Annotated in this window: 16 protein-coding genes and 1 other annotated feature; of the genes, 11 read left to right on the top strand and 5 right to left on the bottom strand. The window is 40.0% G+C overall.

From position 1 onward, the window contains the following. The first annotated feature begins 267 nt into the window (after positions 1-267). The 4 genes from GJU41_RS20025 (at position 268) to GJU41_RS20010 (ending at position 4,859) form a co-directional block, all read left to right on the top strand. On the top strand, positions 268-1,287 hold the full coding sequence (locus GJU41_RS20025; protein WP_154319368.1) for a C40 family peptidase: 1,020 nt from the start codon (positions 268-270) through the stop codon (positions 1,285-1,287). A 107-nt stretch (positions 1,288-1,394) separates the two neighbouring features. Next, entirely contained in the window at positions 1,395-1,997 is a 603-nt protein-coding gene (locus GJU41_RS20020) for a DUF3298 and DUF4163 domain-containing protein (RefSeq protein WP_154319367.1), read from the top strand. A 54-nt stretch (positions 1,998-2,051) separates the two neighbouring features. Continuing rightward, positions 2,052-2,271: a binding site (T-box leader), on the top strand. A gap of 275 nt (positions 2,272-2,546) precedes the next feature. Further along, the gene (argS, locus tag GJU41_RS20015) at positions 2,547-4,211 is read left to right on the top strand and encodes an arginine--tRNA ligase (RefSeq protein WP_070875930.1); all 1,665 of its coding nucleotides are present in this window, start codon (positions 2,547-2,549) and stop codon (positions 4,209-4,211) included. A 78-nt stretch (positions 4,212-4,289) separates the two neighbouring features. Further along, positions 4,290-4,859, top strand: coding sequence for a superoxide dismutase family protein (locus GJU41_RS20010; protein ID WP_070875929.1), 570 nt, complete (start codon positions 4,290-4,292; stop codon positions 4,857-4,859). A gap of 82 nt (positions 4,860-4,941) precedes the next feature. Here GJU41_RS20010 and ltaS read toward each other — a convergent pair whose 3' ends face one another. After that, a complete protein-coding gene (gene ltaS, locus GJU41_RS20005; RefSeq protein WP_070875928.1) occupies positions 4,942-6,879 on the bottom strand; it encodes a lipoteichoic acid synthase in 1,938 nt (645 codons plus the stop codon). A gap of 274 nt (positions 6,880-7,153) precedes the next feature. Between ltaS and GJU41_RS20000 the strand changes: the two genes are divergently transcribed. Both GJU41_RS20000 and GJU41_RS19995 read left to right on the top strand, forming a co-directional pair. Continuing rightward, positions 7,154-8,047: a VanW family protein gene (locus GJU41_RS20000; protein ID WP_154319366.1), complete on the top strand. Its 894-nt coding sequence runs from the start codon at positions 7,154-7,156 to the stop codon at positions 8,045-8,047. 132 nt (positions 8,048-8,179) lie between these two features. Continuing rightward, positions 8,180-8,749: a YitT family protein gene (locus tag GJU41_RS19995; protein ID WP_170292866.1), complete on the top strand. Its 570-nt coding sequence runs from the start codon at positions 8,180-8,182 to the stop codon at positions 8,747-8,749. A 37-nt stretch (positions 8,750-8,786) separates the two neighbouring features. Here GJU41_RS19995 and GJU41_RS19990 read toward each other — a convergent pair whose 3' ends face one another. The 3 genes from GJU41_RS19990 to hxlA all read right to left on the bottom strand — a co-directional run bounded on the left by GJU41_RS19990 (position 8,787) and on the right by hxlA (position 10,772). Next, the gene (locus GJU41_RS19990; protein ID WP_170292859.1) at positions 8,787-9,503 is read right to left on the bottom strand and encodes a 3-ketoacyl-ACP reductase; all 717 of its coding nucleotides are present in this window, start codon (positions 9,501-9,503) and stop codon (positions 8,787-8,789) included. A gap of 71 nt (positions 9,504-9,574) precedes the next feature. Next, entirely contained in the window at positions 9,575-10,135 is a 561-nt protein-coding gene (hxlB, locus tag GJU41_RS19985) for a 6-phospho-3-hexuloisomerase (RefSeq protein ID WP_154319363.1), read from the bottom strand. Between the two features lie 4 nt (positions 10,136-10,139). Continuing rightward, complete coding sequence (gene hxlA, locus GJU41_RS19980; RefSeq protein ID WP_070875924.1) at positions 10,140-10,772, bottom strand: 3-hexulose-6-phosphate synthase; 633 nt, start codon at positions 10,770-10,772, stop codon at positions 10,140-10,142. Between the two features lie 214 nt (positions 10,773-10,986). On the opposite strand from hxlA, the gene hxlR reads away from it, so the two are divergent. After that, the gene (gene hxlR, locus GJU41_RS19975; RefSeq protein WP_070875923.1) at positions 10,987-11,352 is read left to right on the top strand and encodes a transcriptional activator HxlR; all 366 of its coding nucleotides are present in this window, start codon (positions 10,987-10,989) and stop codon (positions 11,350-11,352) included. Between the two features lie 381 nt (positions 11,353-11,733). Here hxlR and GJU41_RS19970 read toward each other — a convergent pair whose 3' ends face one another. Then, the gene (locus GJU41_RS19970; RefSeq protein WP_070875922.1) at positions 11,734-11,934 is read right to left on the bottom strand and encodes a hypothetical protein; all 201 of its coding nucleotides are present in this window, start codon (positions 11,932-11,934) and stop codon (positions 11,734-11,736) included. Between the two features lie 142 nt (positions 11,935-12,076). On the opposite strand from GJU41_RS19970, the gene pdxR reads away from it, so the two are divergent. The 4 genes from pdxR to GJU41_RS19950 all read left to right on the top strand — a co-directional run bounded on the left by pdxR (position 12,077) and on the right by GJU41_RS19950 (position 15,976). After that, positions 12,077-13,516: a MocR-like pyridoxine biosynthesis transcription factor PdxR gene (gene pdxR / locus GJU41_RS19965; protein WP_070875921.1), complete on the top strand. Its 1,440-nt coding sequence runs from the start codon at positions 12,077-12,079 to the stop codon at positions 13,514-13,516. A 27-nt stretch (positions 13,517-13,543) separates the two neighbouring features. After that, entirely contained in the window at positions 13,544-14,548 is a 1,005-nt protein-coding gene (locus GJU41_RS19960; RefSeq protein ID WP_070875920.1) for an LLM class flavin-dependent oxidoreductase, read from the top strand. A 99-nt stretch (positions 14,549-14,647) separates the two neighbouring features. Continuing rightward, complete coding sequence (locus tag GJU41_RS19955; RefSeq protein WP_070875919.1) at positions 14,648-15,658, top strand: LLM class flavin-dependent oxidoreductase; 1,011 nt, start codon at positions 14,648-14,650, stop codon at positions 15,656-15,658. Positions 15,659-15,676: 18 nt separating this feature from the next. Next, the gene (locus GJU41_RS19950; RefSeq protein ID WP_070875918.1) at positions 15,677-15,976 is read left to right on the top strand and encodes an iron-sulfur cluster assembly accessory protein; all 300 of its coding nucleotides are present in this window, start codon (positions 15,677-15,679) and stop codon (positions 15,974-15,976) included.

Below are 15,976 nucleotides of genomic sequence, written 5' to 3'. Positions count from 1 at the left end.
TGTATAAAGTCTTTCCCCGATTTCTCTTCGCCATTTTTAACACCCTGTTTCTTTTTTATTACTATATGAAATTCAGCTTGGATATGCTATCTCAAAAATCGGCCAAAAATGACTAATGCTGTCAATTTTTGCAAGAAAATCGGGATAGCAAGAGAGAAAATTAGCTATTTTAGTAAGAATATAGTGCTATTTTTAGAAATTTGTAGTAATTAATGCCCTAATCTATTAAAATAATCATGTAAGAAAAAAGGAGGTACTTAGCGAACAATGAAACAGAAAATTATTGGGTTAACTGCTTCAGCAGTCATCGGTTCCGGCTTGCTTGGATCCGCAGCTTCTGCAGACAGCATAACCGTTAAAAAAGGCGATTCGTTATGGAAGTTGTCACGCGAGTATAAAACATCAGTTGAAACTATTAAAATGACAAACAAGCTTTCTAAAGATATGATTTTTCCAGGGCAAGTCCTGAAGATATCCGGAACTGCTGAAAAAACCGCATCAAGTGTTCAAAAATCTGCTGCTCCTGCTAAAACCTCTGTCTCTACATACAAAGTGAAATCAGGCGATTCCCTCTGGGTCATTGCAAGAAACCATAATGTATCAGTGAATGAGCTTAAGAGTTTAAACGGATTGAAGTCAGATTTGATCCGTCCAGGACAGACTTTAAAAGTAAGCAAAAGTGCTGTACAAGCGCCAGCCGCTGCTGCTCCGAAACCAGCTGCCAGTAAGCCTGCTGCAGCAACATATAAAGTGCAGCTTGGTGATTATCTTGGAAAGATCGCAAATCAATTCGATCTTACCGTTCCTGAATTAAAAGCAATGAACAATCTTAAATCAGATGTGATTTACGCTGGCCAGGTCCTTAAAGTGAAAGGTTCAAGCCAAGCTTCGCCTAGTAAGGTGGAAGAAACAAAGCCATCTGCAAACAGTAAAATAGACACGATGATTGCTGAAGCCAAGAAACATGTTGGAGTTCCATACCGCTGGGCTGGAAATACTCCTTCTGGATTTGACTGCAGCGGATTCATGTACTATGTACTGAACAAAGTGACGTCTGTCTCCCGTCTCAGCACTGCTGGATATTGGGACATTATGACGTCAGTCAGCTCTCCGCAAAAAGGTGACTTCGTTTATTTCACTACATACAAGGCAGGCCCGTCTCATATGGGAATTTATCTTGGCAATGGAGAATTTATTCATGCGAGTTCATCAGGTGTTACGATCTCTAAATTAGATAATTCTTATTGGAAAGCAAGATACCTTGGAGCAAAACGCTACTTAAAATAAGAAGCCATTAAGGCTTCTTTTTTTGTTCAAAAAAACAATCTGCCTTAAAAGGATGATTGCTCAAATCCAGTCATATGATTGTATAAAAGCAACAAGGAGGCGACCAGATGACTGTATTGCCGGCCGGAGTCATAACACATAAAATTGAAGGGAAAAACCTTTTGATTTTCTATCCTTCTATAATTGGTCCCCAACCATTCAGTCAGCAAAAAATCAATGCAGACATCCTTAAGAATGTTCAGGATCTGATTCATTTTGGTGGGTATGACGGCGGAGTGCAGACGGATATGCAAGGAACGTATGAACTCAAGACGAATGAGCGTGACTTGTTAAGCCTAACGCTGCTGAATTATGTGTATTCCGGAGGCGCTCATGGCATGTCTTTTCTAAAAGGGCTGACATACGATACCCAGACAGGAAAGAAATATAAGCTTCAGGATCTTTTTAAAAAAGACAGTGCCTATATTGAACGTTTATCTTCTATTATTGCAAAACAGCTTAAAGAAAGGGAGATTACCTTACTTGATCCTCCCTTTAAATCGATTCGCCCTGATCAGGATTTTTATTTAGCTGATAAGTCCCTTGTCATTTATTTTCAGCTCTATGAAATCGCAGCTTATGCCTATGGATTTCTGTATTTCCCGATCTCCATTTATGATCTGCAGGATATCACCAATCCAGATGGTCCGCTGCCTAAATTGTATGGGTAAATCAAAAAACTCTTGCAATCCTCAATGATTCACATATAATAACTCTTAATAGAAAAAAATCCCATGATGAAGAGAGTAGTCATATCAAGTTCATCTATCAGCGATTTAGGAATGGTGGAAGCCTAAAATGAACGGAATGATGAAGCGCACTTTCTAGGAGCATGCCTGAAAATTTTTCCAGTAGGGCATGCCGGCCGGCTGTCCGTTAATACGCTGCGAGTGGTTCAGAAATGAACAATCAGAGTGGTACCGCGGGAAAACGCCCGTCTCTTTTGTAAAAAAAGAGACGGGCGTTTTTATTTTTAGGCTCTTTTCGTAAATATTGTTGCTATTAGAAAAAATGTTAAAAAACTTGAGTGGATTGCAGAGGATAAACTTGACTCCTGCGGGAAATAGAGCAAATTGGGAGACCCCACAGGCAGGCGCCGATGAGGCTCCCATGCTCCCCGCGGAAAGCAAGTTCCTCTCGCTACAAGGAACGGACCACATTTATCATGAAAAACAACACTCTATGTGAAAACAGCCTATTTTTATAAAGGAGGATAACAAATGAAAAAGAAACTGGGATCCATTATTCATTCCTCATTACACAACGATTTTAGCCTTGAAACAATAGTGGATATTCTTGAAATTCCGAAGACCAGACAGTTTGGAGATTACAGCTTACCTTGTTTCGCCCTTGCTTCAATTTATAAAAAAAATCCGATTCAAATTGCACGCCAGCTTGCAGAAACAATCAAAGATGAATTTATTACAAGTGCAACAGCTGCAGGGCCCTATGTCAATTTTCATCTTAACAGAGAGATAATAAGCAAGGAATGTCTAAAAATGAAGGTTCCCTATCAGATTCCTGAAAAAACAAAGGTATTGACCATTGATTTTTCATCTCCAAATATTGCGAAGCCTTTTTCGATGGGACACCTTCGTTCAACGGTCATCGGCCAGGCCATTGCCAATCTAGGAGAAAAATGCGGCTATAACGTTATCAGAATCAATCATATTGGAGATTGGGGCACACAATTCGGCAAGCTGATTGCAGCCTATAAAAGATGGGGAAATGAACAAGCTGTCATGAAACATCCAATACAGGAGCTTTTTAGACTGTATGTAAAGTTTCATGAAGAAGCTGCCGTACTTTCTGAGCTTAATGAAGAGGGCAGAAGCTGGTTTAAACGGCTGGAGGACGGTGACGCAGAAGCAATAGAGCTGTGGAAATGGTTCAGAGAGGCATCACTTGAGGACTTTCAGAGGGTTTATGAGTTATTAGGCGTTCAATTTGATACGTATAATGGAGAAGCATTCTACAACAGCCAATTATCAGGTATATCTGAAATGCTTGAGAAAAAAGGCCTGCTAGAACATTCTGAAGGTGCAAAGGTAGTATCGTTAGAAAAGGATAATCTGCCGCCGTGCCTGATCCGTAAAAGGGATGGAGCGACTCTTTATGCAACAAGAGATTTGGCTGCCGCTCTTTACAGAAAGGAAACATATCAGTTTGATAAATCTCTTTATGTGGTCGGGGTGGAACAATCGATTCATTTTAAACAGGTTTTCGCCGTACTGGAGAAAATGGGCTGCAGCTGGCATCAAGATCTTCATCATATACCATTTGGATTCATTTTGAAGGATGGAAAGAAAATGTCTACAAGAAAAGGCAAAGTAGTTCTTTTAGATGAAGTGATAAGAGAGACCATCTCCGCTGCAAAAGCAAATATTGAAGTGAAAAATCCTCAGCTGGAAAACAAAGAAGAGGTTGCCCGAGCGGTGGGAGTAGGGGCAATAATCTTTCAAGATCTGAAGAATGACCGAACGAATAATATAGAATTTTCATTGGATGAAATGCTTAAGTTTGAAGGGGAGACAGGTCCATATGTGCAATATACACATGCACGCGGATGCTCTTTATTAAGAAAAAGCAGCGGGATTAAGTCAGAGAACACAATGGCTTTAACAGATGATTACGGGTGGGAAGTGCAAAAACTCCTTTTCCAGTATGAGGAAGTCATTCAATCCGCGTTTGAAAAGTACGACCCGTCCATTCTTGCGAAATATCTATTGCAAGTGTGCAGGGCGTTTAATTCATATTACGCAAAAGTGAAAATCCTTGAAGAAAATCAATCCCTCACATCCAGACTTTTGCTTGTCCAATCTGTGTGCAGCACTTTGAAGGATGGGCTGGCCATACTCGGTATTCAAGCTCTTGAAAAGATGTAGGGTCTGTATCAGCCGTTTTAAAATTCTGCTTTTATGGCTATCATGCTAATGAAATTTTAAAATGGAGGGATTGTGTGTATGAACAGAAAAAGCTTTTACACAGTAATAATCGCAGCATTATTATGCTTGAGCGCCTGTCAGTCTGCTTCAGAAATAGAGTCAGAAGATGAATCACTTCCTGTCAGTGAGAAGGCAGTTGCTCCGGTAAACCTTGATATCATAAACAGCGAGGGCGTTCAAATTGGAACTGCAGCTCTGACTGAGACATCCAAAGGAGTGGCTATCCGATTAAAAGCTGAAGGATTAGAACCTGGAAAGAAGGCCATCCATCTCCATGAAACAGGCAAATGCGAAAAGCCGGATTTCAAATCAGCAGGAGGGCACTTCAATCCTGCCCAAAAGCAGCATGGATTTGATAATCCTAAAGGCTTTCATGCAGGAGACCTGCCGAACATTGAAATTGACGAAAATGGAACAGTGGATATCGAACTGCATGCGGCTGAGGCCACATTAAAACAGGGGAAGAAGAATTCGCTGCTGGATGAAGACGGGAGTTCAATCATTATCCACGAAAAAGAAGATGACTACATGACAGATCCTGCAGGAAACGCAGGGGACAGGATTGCTTGCGGGGCAATAGTGAACTAGAAAAGCGAATTTCAGAATGTGATCGATCAGAATATGTGCAAATAAAAAAGCTGATGAGACAACAAGTCTCATCAGCTTTTGCTTATTTTTCTTCTGTTTCTTCAGGACCCATGTAACGGTATTTTGATGGATCTACAGGTTCAAATCCTTTAGGCGTATAGAAACGCAAGAGATCTCCGTATACAATCTGGTCTGAAAGATTCAGCTTTTTATCGACCATTTCTTCTGTTTGTTTAATGTCTTCGTTTTCCTCTACCGTTTCTCCAGTAGCCGTATCATAGAATTTGCCGTCAACTGAAGTGAACTTAGGTGTTACGAAGTCACCGTTTCTAAAAGGCACCACTTGCTGGTGATCTTTTGATAATAAATCTGTACCCATTTGGACATAATCTTTTGTATCAATGCCAAGCAGGTGCATGAGAGTAGGGCGTATATCAACTTGCCCGCCGAACTGGTGCTGTTCTCCGCCTTCAAGGCCTGGTGCATGAATGAACAGCGGAGTACGCTGCAGCTGAGCATGTTCAAACCCGTTAATCTCTTTGCCCATTACCTGAGACATTGCTTTGTTGTGATTTTCAGAAATTCCATAATGATCACCATACATAACGATCATTGTATTATCATATAAACCTGACTTTTTCAGATCATCGAAAAACTGCTTTAAAGACTCATCCATGTAACGAGCCGTCTGGAAATAACGGTCTACAGAACCATCACCAGTTGTATGAGGATCAATAGTAGCTTCTTCCTCATCAATTGGATAAGGGAAGTGATTCGTTAATGAAATGAATTTCGTATAAAAAGGCTGTTCCAGAGATTCAAGATGCGGAATCGACTCTTTAAAGAATGGTTTATCTTTAAGGCCATAGTTCACAACATCTTCATCTTTCATTGAATAATAGGCTGCATCAAAAAATTGCTCGTAGCCTAGTGACTTATACATCACATCACGGTTCCAGAATGATTTATAGTTGCCATGTAAAACAGCTGTTGAGTATCCTTTTTGATCAAGAATAGCCGGTGCTGCCTGATACGTGTTTTCTGCTTTCGTTGTAAATACAGCTCCCTGTGGAAGAGGGAATAATGAGTTTTCAACCATAAACTCAGCATCAGACGTTTTACCTTGACCTGTCTGATGGAAGAAATTATCAAAGTAAAGTGTATTTTTATCTTTTGTCAATGAATTCAAAAACGGTGTAACTTCTTCGCCGTTAATTTTATAATCAATAGCAAATGTCTGAAGTGATTCAAGTGAAATATAAATTACATTCATGCCTTTTGCTTTGCCGAAGTATTCTGGATTAGGTTCAGCGTGTGTTGCTTTTGTGTAGTTGACAACTTCTGTTACATCGTTGCTGTCAGCTAAAGCGCGCTGAGCAGATGACTTTGAGCTTTGAATCGCATCATAAATCGTGTAGTTATACATGCCTAAATATTTAACAAGGTAGTTGCGGTCAAACGTTCGTGTTAATAATTGCGGGCGGTCCATTTCAGCCAAAGCAAGGTTTGCACCGAATAGCATTACCGCTGAGATCAGAACTGCCGAAACTCTTTTGCCTTTCATTCTTACATTTTCCGGCTTAACGAATTTACCAAATACAAGAACCATTAAAATGATGACATCCAGGAAGTAAAGGACATCATATGGTTTAACCAAAGCACCGAGACTTTGTCCAAGGTCACCGGCATTTTTAGTCTGAGTCAAGGTTGGCACTGTAATAAAATCGTTGAAGAAACGGTAGTACACAAGATTTGCATATAATAAGAAAGAAAGAAGGAAATCAATAATGATCATCCAAATAAATGCTTTTCTTCCTTTAGCAAATAAGGCTAAACCTAAAAACAGTACAGCAGAACTGATCGGGTTGATGAACAGCAAGAACTGCTGAATGGAATTATCAATTCCTAAATTAAGTTCGGTTTGATAAGCAGCATAGGTTTTAATCCATAGCAGTACGACTGCGAACAGAAAAAAGCCAAGATGCTTATTCAGAAAACTCTTAGCAAATACTTTTTTCATTTTTTAACACCTCTAGTAATCTTTTAAATTGATAAATCTTAACTAATTATATATAGCCACTATACCCTGTTTTGAAGCAGGTAATTGTTCAGCAAAAGATAAAAGCAATAATAACGCAAACAGGTGCAAAAAGTCAACTTTTCAACTATTCAATCATTCTTAAATATATGAAATTATCTTATTCATTTTAGACTTATTTTCCATAAGAAAAACATCGGCCGATTTACATAAAAAGCTTATCCCTTATACATAGTAAAGTTGGGGGTGATTATGAATGAAATTCGTTTTAATTGGTGCCATTCTCCTGCTTTCCCAGCAAATCCAGCCTGATAACAGCTTAACGATTACTCATAATAATCATGTAATCGAAAAAATGAATCGGAATGATGCTGCGTTATTGATCCCGGAGACATTCATGATTGATGAAACAAAATTGAATAAACTCATGAATCATTTGGATAATCAAATGTATAAGGCGCCAGTAAATGCTGAAATTGACAAAAGCGGTAAAATCATTCCGGAAAAAACCGGCTACAGATTGCATCGTGAGAACTTCAATGAAAAATTCCATGTGTACTTTTTCGGGAGCGGAGCCGCCCGTATGGAAGCACCAAAGATGAAATTGTATCCAAGAGTAGACAAAGAATTGCTGAACAGTGTTCGCACTGCAAGGATTGGGACTTATGTGACTTTTTTTAATAAGAATAATATTCAGCGTACAAAAAATATCCATCTTGCTGCAGAGTCGATCAATAATAGGGTCGTTTTTCCGGGTGAGACGTTTTCCTTTAACGGGGTTGTCGGCAACCGCACAGCAGCCAGAGGCTATATGAAAGCCCCAATCATCATTAGGGGTGAACTTTCTGAAGGAATAGGAGGGGGCATTTGCCAGGTTTCTTCTACTTTATTCAATGCGATCGACAATGCAGGATTAAAAGTAATCGAGAGATATTCCCACAGCAGGAGAGTTCCTTATGTTCCCGCAGGAAGAGATGCAACAGTAAGCTGGTACGGACCTGATTTTCGGTTCACGAATAAATACAGCGAGCCTGTGCTGATCAGGGCGGCTGTCTATGGAGCAAGTGTTATGGTCACCATTTATTCTACGAATGAAGTTGCTTATGAAAAAAGATTAGAACCCCCAAAGCAGCCCGTCAACAAGAGGTAAAGGGATAACGTTTGACTTGCAAGATACATAAAAATCGCTCTTATTACGAAAATGCCTAAAGAAATGATACTTCTGAATCCTAATGCTTGGACATATAGTTAGAAGAATCTTTTCTTAGGCAAGGTGATCATTATCACTCAAAAATTTGCAGCGATTATAATAGGAAGCTTATTGATCAGTATTGGCATCAACGGCTTTTTAGTTCCGCATCATTTGATTGATGGCGGAGTTGACGGAATAGCCTTGATCTTACATTACTATTTTGGTTATAAAACGGGATTATGCATTCTATTTTTAAGCTTGCCTCTTTGTTTTTTTTCCTGGTTCTTCAAACCGGTTTATTTTTACAGCAGTATTCACGGTTTATTGATATCTGCCTTTTTTATTGATTTGCTGGATCCATTGAGAACTCAATTTTCTTTGCCGATTTTTTTAAGTTCCCTGATAGGTGGAGGATTAATAGGAATTGGTATTGGAGTTATGCTCCGAAATAATACAAGCACAGGAGGAACGGATTTATTGGCACGGCTTATTTCAGACAGCACAAAATTAAATATAGGAATTTCGATTTTAATTATTGACGGTCTTGTAGCAGCCGCAGGGTATAAAACCCTGGGACCCAGAAGCTTTTTCTTTTCATGTGTCACAATTGGTATCATTGGATTGATCACACACATAATTATGAAACCTTCAGATCATTGAAAAAGCAGACCCCAAAAAAGGATCTGCTTGTCTGTTTTTATGGATTTGTTGACCATAATCCTGCTGTCTTCACAAATACGCGTGAATTAAGTTTTAGCTGAGCAACCATGAATTCGGCTAAATCTTCAGGCTGCATGACTGATTCAGGATTTCCGTCAGTCAGATTCGTCTCAATCGCTAAATCAGTTGCAACTGTGCTTGGTGTTAAGGCACTGACACGAATATTATGCTTTCTTACTTCAAGCATAAGGGATTCTGTTAATCCGAGCACTGCAAATTTTGAAGCGCTGTAGGCACTTGTAACTGGAGCACCCTTTTGGCCTGCTGATGATGAGATGTTAATAATATCGCCAGCTTTTCCTTCAATCATGTCAGGAAGCACGGCTCTTGTAGCATTGTAAACTCCCATTAAGTTTACACGGATAATGCTTTCCCATTCTTCAGGAGTCAGCTCTAAAAAGCCTCCGAATTTAGCAATCCCAGCATTATTAATAAGGATATCAATGTTTCCTAATGCTGATTTAATGTCATTTACCGCAAGCTCAACAGAATTAAGATGTGTAACATCAGCTGCAGCAACAGCTGTTTTTACACCAAATCCCTTTAATTCCTCAGCTGTTTTTTCGAGATTGGACAAAGTCAGTCCAATCAGTCCAATGTTGACACCTTCCTTGGCAAGAGCAATGGCAGCTGCCCGTCCAATGCCTCTTCCGGCACCGGTAATGATGGCTGTTTTTCCATTTAATGAACCCACATATATCACTCCTATTAAAATATAGAGACAGAAAGACCGCATTTGATCCGCGGTCTAATTGTCTATTCTCTTTATTCTAGATTTGCATGCTTGCCGTACATCGTTTCGGAATCTAACCCTTTTTTCTCCATAAATCTTAAGATAATCGCATCATAGAACAGAAGAAGAGTCTGCTCGAACAAGGAGCCCATCGGCTGGATGGTTTTCTTTTCACTGTTTGATTGATCTTTAGGAGATCCAGGCAATTGAATGGTGATGTCTGCGAGTTTTCCCAAAGTCGACTCTGGTTTAATCGTAACTGTCACAATCGTTCCGCCGATGCTTTTGGCTTTTTCTGCAAGCTGGATCAAGCTTTTTGTTTCACCTGAACCTGAACCGATAATTAAGATATCATTTTTTTCAAAGTTTCCAGTAACGGTTTCTCCGATGACATATGCATCAATCCCCATATGCATCATTCTCATTGCAAAGGATTTTCCCATAAATCCAGATCTTCCGGCCCCAGCCGTAAAGACTTTTTCAGATTTAAGAATGGCATCGACTAACTTCTCTGAATCACTGTCAGAGATTAAATCAGCGGCAGGTCCAAGCTCATTTAAAATTTTTGCAAAATAGTGAGTTGTCTGCGTCATGGATTTATCCTTGTTTGATTAATTTTTGCATTTGGGATGCAGCCGCTTTGATATCAGCTTGGCCAGTAATGCCGCCGCCGACGATTACCAGGTCAGGCTGTGCTTTAATCACTTCAGGCAATGTTTCTAATTTGATGCCGCCTGCTACAGCTGTTTTTGCATTTTTAACAACGCTTTTAATTGCTTTTAGATCTTCAAAAGAGTTTTGTCCTACTGCCTGAAGGTCGTAGCCTGTGTGAACACAGATATAATCAACGCCAAACTCATCAAGCTCTTTCGCACGGGCAGCGATGTCTTTTACAGCGATCATATCAACAAGAATTTTCTTGCCTTGTTTTTTAGCCTCTTCAACAGCCCCTTTAATGGACATATCTTCTGCTGCTCCAAGGATTGTCACGATATCAGCACCAGCTTCAGAAGCTTTCATGACTTCATAGCCTGCTGCATCCATGATTTTAAGATCAGCTAACACCTTTAAGTCAGGAAATGCTTCTTTCATTTCCTTTACAGCGCGAAGGCCTTCGTTAATAACGACAGGTGTTCCGATCTCAACGACATCTATAAATGATTCAACTTCTTTAACCAGTTTAATTCCTTCTGGTATATCGACTAAATCTAAAGCTAATTGTAATTCCATGAATAAGTTCCTCCTATAAAAATCTAGTTTTTGCTGCACTCTAAAACGATCTTCCTGCAGCATGGAAAGTTGTTCGGTAAATTATTTATTGCTGTTGCTCACCAGCACAATTGCTAGTGTAATACATATATCATTAAAATAAAAGTACGCACTTTTATTTTACATAGTGATAAAAAGTATACTATGGGTTATACTAAGGGCGGAGGTGATCGATATGTCTCGGATGGATGGAAAACTATTTAATTGCGAAAAAGAATTGACTCTTTCTGTCATTGGCGGTAAATGGAAAATGCTGATTTTATGGCACCTGGGTAAAGAAGGAACAAAGCGTTTTGGCGAATTAAAGTCTCTTATGCCTGGAATTACCCAGCGTATGCTTGTTAATCAGCTGCGCGAGCTTGAAGAAGACTTAATCGTTGAACGCAAAGTATATCCTGTCGTTCCTCCCAAAGTGGAATACTCTTTAACTGACCAGGGCAGAACTCTGATGCCGATTCTTGACGCCATGTACGAATGGGGAAAGAATTATATGGAGAATGTTGCTGAAGAAAAACCGGAGATAAGTGAGTCGATTAAGTAATTGAAGGTAATTGAACATTTATATATGAAGGCTCATTTTGTAAAGTTGCTTTTAGAAAAAAATGTTGTAAACCCTAGTGGATTGCAGCGGAAGGAACTTGACTGCTGCGGGAAATAGGAGGGTAATGAGAGACTCTGCAGGCTTGGCCGAAGAGGCTCCCGTCCTCCCCGCGGAAAGGAACGGTAACATTGATAACAAATAACAACAAGCAATGCGAACACAGCCTATATGAAAGAGCAAGATTCCGAATGCCGGAGATCTTGCTCTTTTTTTTACGGCGGAAAGATAGAAGTTAATGAATGATGGAACGGTCTTTATGATGATGTTTTAAGAGGTTTAGCCATTTTGAAATAATATCAGGATTCATTACTTCTCCCTATATTATATATTCACGAAAAATACAACGAGTAAAATCAAAGCGAGAGCAATGCTGACAATATAAATAGCAGATAAATTCTTCATTCTGGCCTTCGTTGATTCACGGTAAGTCTCAACTGCTTGATTCTGTCCGATTAATATGGTTACTATTAACCCGACTAAGCTAATAATAGAGATAATAATGACACTGATCCAAATAGACAATTTATTGACTCCTTTTGTATAAAATCCCCGCTCTTAACAATCATTTTACATGTGTTCCAGGAGATGGGGCCGTCCAATTTTCATATTTTAATGCCATCCACTTTTATAATTGCACCATTATGTATGTAAGGAGCTGATTATTATGACGAAAGAATGGAAGCCCGACCGTTTAAGTGAGCAGCCAATTTATAAACAGATCGTTCAGTATTTTGAAGAGCAGATTCGCAACGGGGAACTGCCTCCATTAAGCAAACTGCCTTCTGAACGAATGTTAGCAGAGGACTTAGGGGTAAACCGAAGCACAGTTGCAACTGCCTATGCTGAACTCAGTGCATCAGGTTTAATTATCAGCAAAAGGGGAAGCGGTACATTGGTCGGTGAGGTAAATCAAGACTATTCTAGCGGACGTTTGCCGAACTGGAACCGCATGCTCATAGCCGGTACACTTTTGCCAAATGTGCCGATCATTCAGCGGATCGCTGAAGAAACCCATCATAAAAATCTGATTGATTTGGCTACCGGGCAGTTATCACCGGAATTGTTCCCAAACGAACAATTTCAGCACTTATTAAAGAATCAGCATTTCGATAATCCCTTAAGCTATGATCATCCGCATGGGAATATGAAATTGCGGGAAACAATAGCCGGTCATCTGAAAACCTATAAAAAAATAGATTGCACGCCATCATCCATCCTTATTACTTCAGGAGCTCAGCAGGCTCTGCACCTTATAATCCAATGTTTATTGAAACCTGGCGATGCAATTGCAATAGAAAATCCTTCATATACATATTCTTTGCCTATTTTCAAATCTCTTGGCATTAAGACAATATTGCTTGATGCGGATGAAAATGGCGTCAATCCTCAAGCTATTCATGATGCCTATATGAAGCACCGGATTCGGATGATTTTTCTAGGTTCCGCATATCAAAATCCAACTGGTGCCGTTCTTCATTCTGAACGAAGAAAAAAAATCCTCAGTACTGCATATGAGTTTGGAATTCCAATCGTTGAAGATGATCCTTACTCCTTATTGTCTTTTGAGAATGAAAGCGCAGCAACCTTAAAATCGGAAGATTCACATGGCATTGTGATCTATATCAGCTCACTGTCAAAAATGGTATCCTCAGGCATGAGAATCGGCTGGATTTTAGCTCCAAAACAAATTATTGAACGATTAGCAGATGCCAGACAGCAAATCGATTTTGGATCAAGCATTTTTTCGGATTGGCTGGCAAGAGAGTTTTTAAAATCGGATTTTTTTGATCCGCATCTTCATCAGTTGAAAATTGAATTAAAAGAAAGGAGAGATATACTGGTTTCAGCTATTGAAAAGCATCTCCCCGGACTGGTGGATTATACAGTGCCAAAAGGCGGTATTCACTTATGGTGCCGAATTAAACCTGCACATCATGATGAAAAACTATTTAATCAATCAGTAGATAAAGGGATGATATATACCCCGGGAAGTGCTCTTGGTTCGAATAAGGGCTTTGTCAGATTCACATTTGGACGAGCGGCCAAACAATCAATTGACACAGCCATTGCTGCATTTTCAGAGGCTCTGTTTCATCAAAAATAAGAATTCAGCTTAAGAGGAGAAAAAGCAATGAAGCTAAGTATTCTAGATCAGTCACCTATTTCAGAAGGTTCCAGTGCAAGAAATGCCCTGAAGCAGACTCTGCAATTAGCAAAATCAGCCGAGGAGCTGGGCTACACTCGTTTTTGGGTTGCAGAGCACCATAACACAAATGGATTAGCAAGTACGGCTCCAGAAATATTAATATCTCACATTGCCTCAAATACAAGCCGGATCAAAGTCGGATCTGGCGGCGTGCTGCTACCGCAATACAGTCCTTTTAAAGTTGCTGAAACGTTCAATACGCTCGAAGTTCTATTTCCAAACCGAATTGACTTAGGCATTGGACGTTCACCCGGTGGTGGTGCTGAAACCCGTCTTGCACTGACTGATGGAATACGAAAGAGCTTAAATGAATTTCCAAGGCAGCTCCAGGATCTGCAAGGGTTTTTAAGCCAGTCGCTGCCAGTGGATCATGCATATTCAAAAGTACTAGCAATGCCTGATTCGGAAACATCTCCAGAAATGTGGCTGTTAGGTGTTTCACATCGGGGAGCAAGGACTGCAGCGGAACATGGTTTGGCATTTACTTATGGACATTTTATCAATCCTGCAAGCGGGAGAAAAGCTATGGAAGATTACTTGGAACAATTTCAGCCCACACAACAATTAACATCTCCTAAATCCAATTTTTGTATTTTTGTTGTATGTGCAGAAACAGAAGAAAAGGCTGAATATCTGGCATTAAGCCAGGATGCATGGCTTTTAAATGTGGAAAAGGGAGGAAATACAAAAATCCCCTCACCTGAAGAAGTGAAAAAAATTGATTTTTCTCCTGATGAACAAGAGAAAATAAACAGAAACCGAGATCGCATGATTATTGGCACACCTCAAAAAGTAAAAGATGAATTGCTTCGTATCGGAGCAGATTATAAAACAGATGAATGCATGGTGATCTCCAATCTATTCAGATTTGAAGACAAACTTAAATCTTATGAGCTTCTTGCTGAAGCCTTTGAGCTTAAGCAAAGATAATCCATTTTTCATTCAAGTCGTTTTGTTTTCATTCATCAATAATACTTGATACAATGTCGTTGTTTATAGATAAGGTAATTATTGAAGGAGGACAAAGAGATGTCCAATGAAAGGATAAATTTAAAAAAAGATGTAAAATTGTCTGTTCTGGATCTTGCTCCAGTTGTTGAAGGCAGTACCCCAAGTGAAGCTTTTAAAAACACACTAGACCTTGCTCAGCATACGGAAAAATGGGGATATAATCGTTTCTGGCTTGCAGAACATCATAACATGGAGGGCATCGCAAGTTCGGCTACAGCTGTGTTAATTGGACATGTTGCCGGAGGAACGTCGAAGATCCGCGTTGGCTCAGGCGGAATCATGCTTCCAAACCATGCTCCCTTAGTAATTGCAGAACAGTTTGGAACACTTGAATCTATTTATCCGGGCAGGATTGACCTTGGACTGGGACGAGCTCCTGGTACGGATCAGCTGACAGCCCGTGCTCTTCGCAGAGAAAACATGAGCAATGGAGAAGATTTTCCAGAACAGCTTGATGAGCTAATGGAGTATTTTCAGCCAACAGAAGCATCACATGTTAGTGCTGTTCCTGGTAAAGGCCTTAACGTGCCGATCTGGCTGCTTGGATCAAGCGGATACAGTGCTCAGCTTGCAGGTAGATTAGGATTGCCATTTGCATTTGCAAGCCATTTTTCACCGGAGCATACCATTCCAGCGATGCGTCTTTACCGAAGCAGCTTTAAACCATCTGAAGTGCTTCAAGAACCCTATGCTATGGTAGGTGCGAATGTGGTAGCTGCAGACAGCGATGAGAGAGCAGCTTATCTGGCAACGACAATGCAGCAGCAATTTTTAAACCTTGTCCGCAATCGTCCAGGCAAAATGCAGCCTCCTGTTGAAAATATGGAAGAGCTTTGGACAGCATATGAAAAAGCAGCCATTCATCAGCAGCTCGGTTCATCAATTGTCGGAAGTGCAAGCACTGTTAAAGGCAAATTAGAGAAGTTCTTAGATGAGACAGGTGCAGATGAAATTATGGTCAATGCTTCAATCTATGATCATCAGGAACGCTTGCGCTCATTTGAAATTGTTTCACAGCTTTTCAAGTAAACATCGGAGGAAGATATCATGAACTGCAAAATAAATCGTAATGCTGCAAAAGAATTAAAAAAGCTGCTGAGTACGGAAGAAGCTGATGGTAAAATGATACGTGTCGTTGTGACTGAAATGCACGGCGATCACGCTCATTATGACATAGCGCTTGATACACCGACTGAGCATGATGAAATTGTAAAAACAGATAAAGAGATTGATGTGCTGCTTGATCAGCGCGAAGACTTTTTAGACGGCGTATGGATTCAGTATTTTTATGTGCCCGATCCAGGATTTGTCATCACAAACTCACAAAAAGGCACTCATAGACATTAA

Origin of the sequence: Metabacillus idriensis (genome assembly GCF_009674765.1) — a bacterium.
GTDB lineage: Bacteria > Bacillota > Bacilli > Bacillales > Bacillaceae > Bacillus_P > Bacillus_P idriensis.
The sequence above is the reverse complement of the archived record's forward strand: the minus strand, read 5'-3'. Positions and strand labels throughout refer to the sequence as shown.

Bases quoted from the DNA above. Each gene is read 5' to 3' on its own strand.
- hxlA (WP_070875924.1), bottom strand. From the start codon at position 10,772: ATGGAATTACAATTAGCTTTAGATTTAGTCGATATACCAGAAGGAATT.
- pdxR (WP_070875921.1), top strand. From the start codon at position 12,077: ATGACGAAAGAATGGAAGCCCGACCGTTTAAGTGAGCAGCCAATTTAT.
- GJU41_RS20000 (WP_154319366.1), top strand. From the start codon at position 7,154: ATGAAATTCGTTTTAATTGGTGCCATTCTCCTGCTTTCCCAGCAAATC.
- GJU41_RS20010 (WP_070875929.1), top strand. From the start codon at position 4,290: ATGAACAGAAAAAGCTTTTACACAGTAATAATCGCAGCATTATTATGC.
- hxlB (WP_154319363.1), bottom strand. From the start codon at position 10,135: ATGACGCAGACAACTCACTATTTTGCAAAAATTTTAAATGAGCTTGGA.
- GJU41_RS20025 (WP_154319368.1), top strand. From the start codon at position 268: ATGAAACAGAAAATTATTGGGTTAACTGCTTCAGCAGTCATCGGTTCC.
- GJU41_RS19955 (WP_070875919.1), top strand. From the start codon at position 14,648: ATGTCCAATGAAAGGATAAATTTAAAAAAAGATGTAAAATTGTCTGTT.
- GJU41_RS20020 (WP_154319367.1), top strand. From the start codon at position 1,395: ATGACTGTATTGCCGGCCGGAGTCATAACACATAAAATTGAAGGGAAA.
- GJU41_RS19960 (WP_070875920.1), top strand. From the start codon at position 13,544: ATGAAGCTAAGTATTCTAGATCAGTCACCTATTTCAGAAGGTTCCAGT.
- ltaS (WP_070875928.1), bottom strand. From the start codon at position 6,879: ATGAAAAAAGTATTTGCTAAGAGTTTTCTGAATAAGCATCTTGGCTTT.
- GJU41_RS19950 (WP_070875918.1), top strand. From the start codon at position 15,677: ATGAACTGCAAAATAAATCGTAATGCTGCAAAAGAATTAAAAAAGCTG.
- argS (WP_070875930.1), top strand. From the start codon at position 2,547: ATGAAAAAGAAACTGGGATCCATTATTCATTCCTCATTACACAACGAT.
- hxlR (WP_070875923.1), top strand. From the start codon at position 10,987: ATGTCTCGGATGGATGGAAAACTATTTAATTGCGAAAAAGAATTGACT.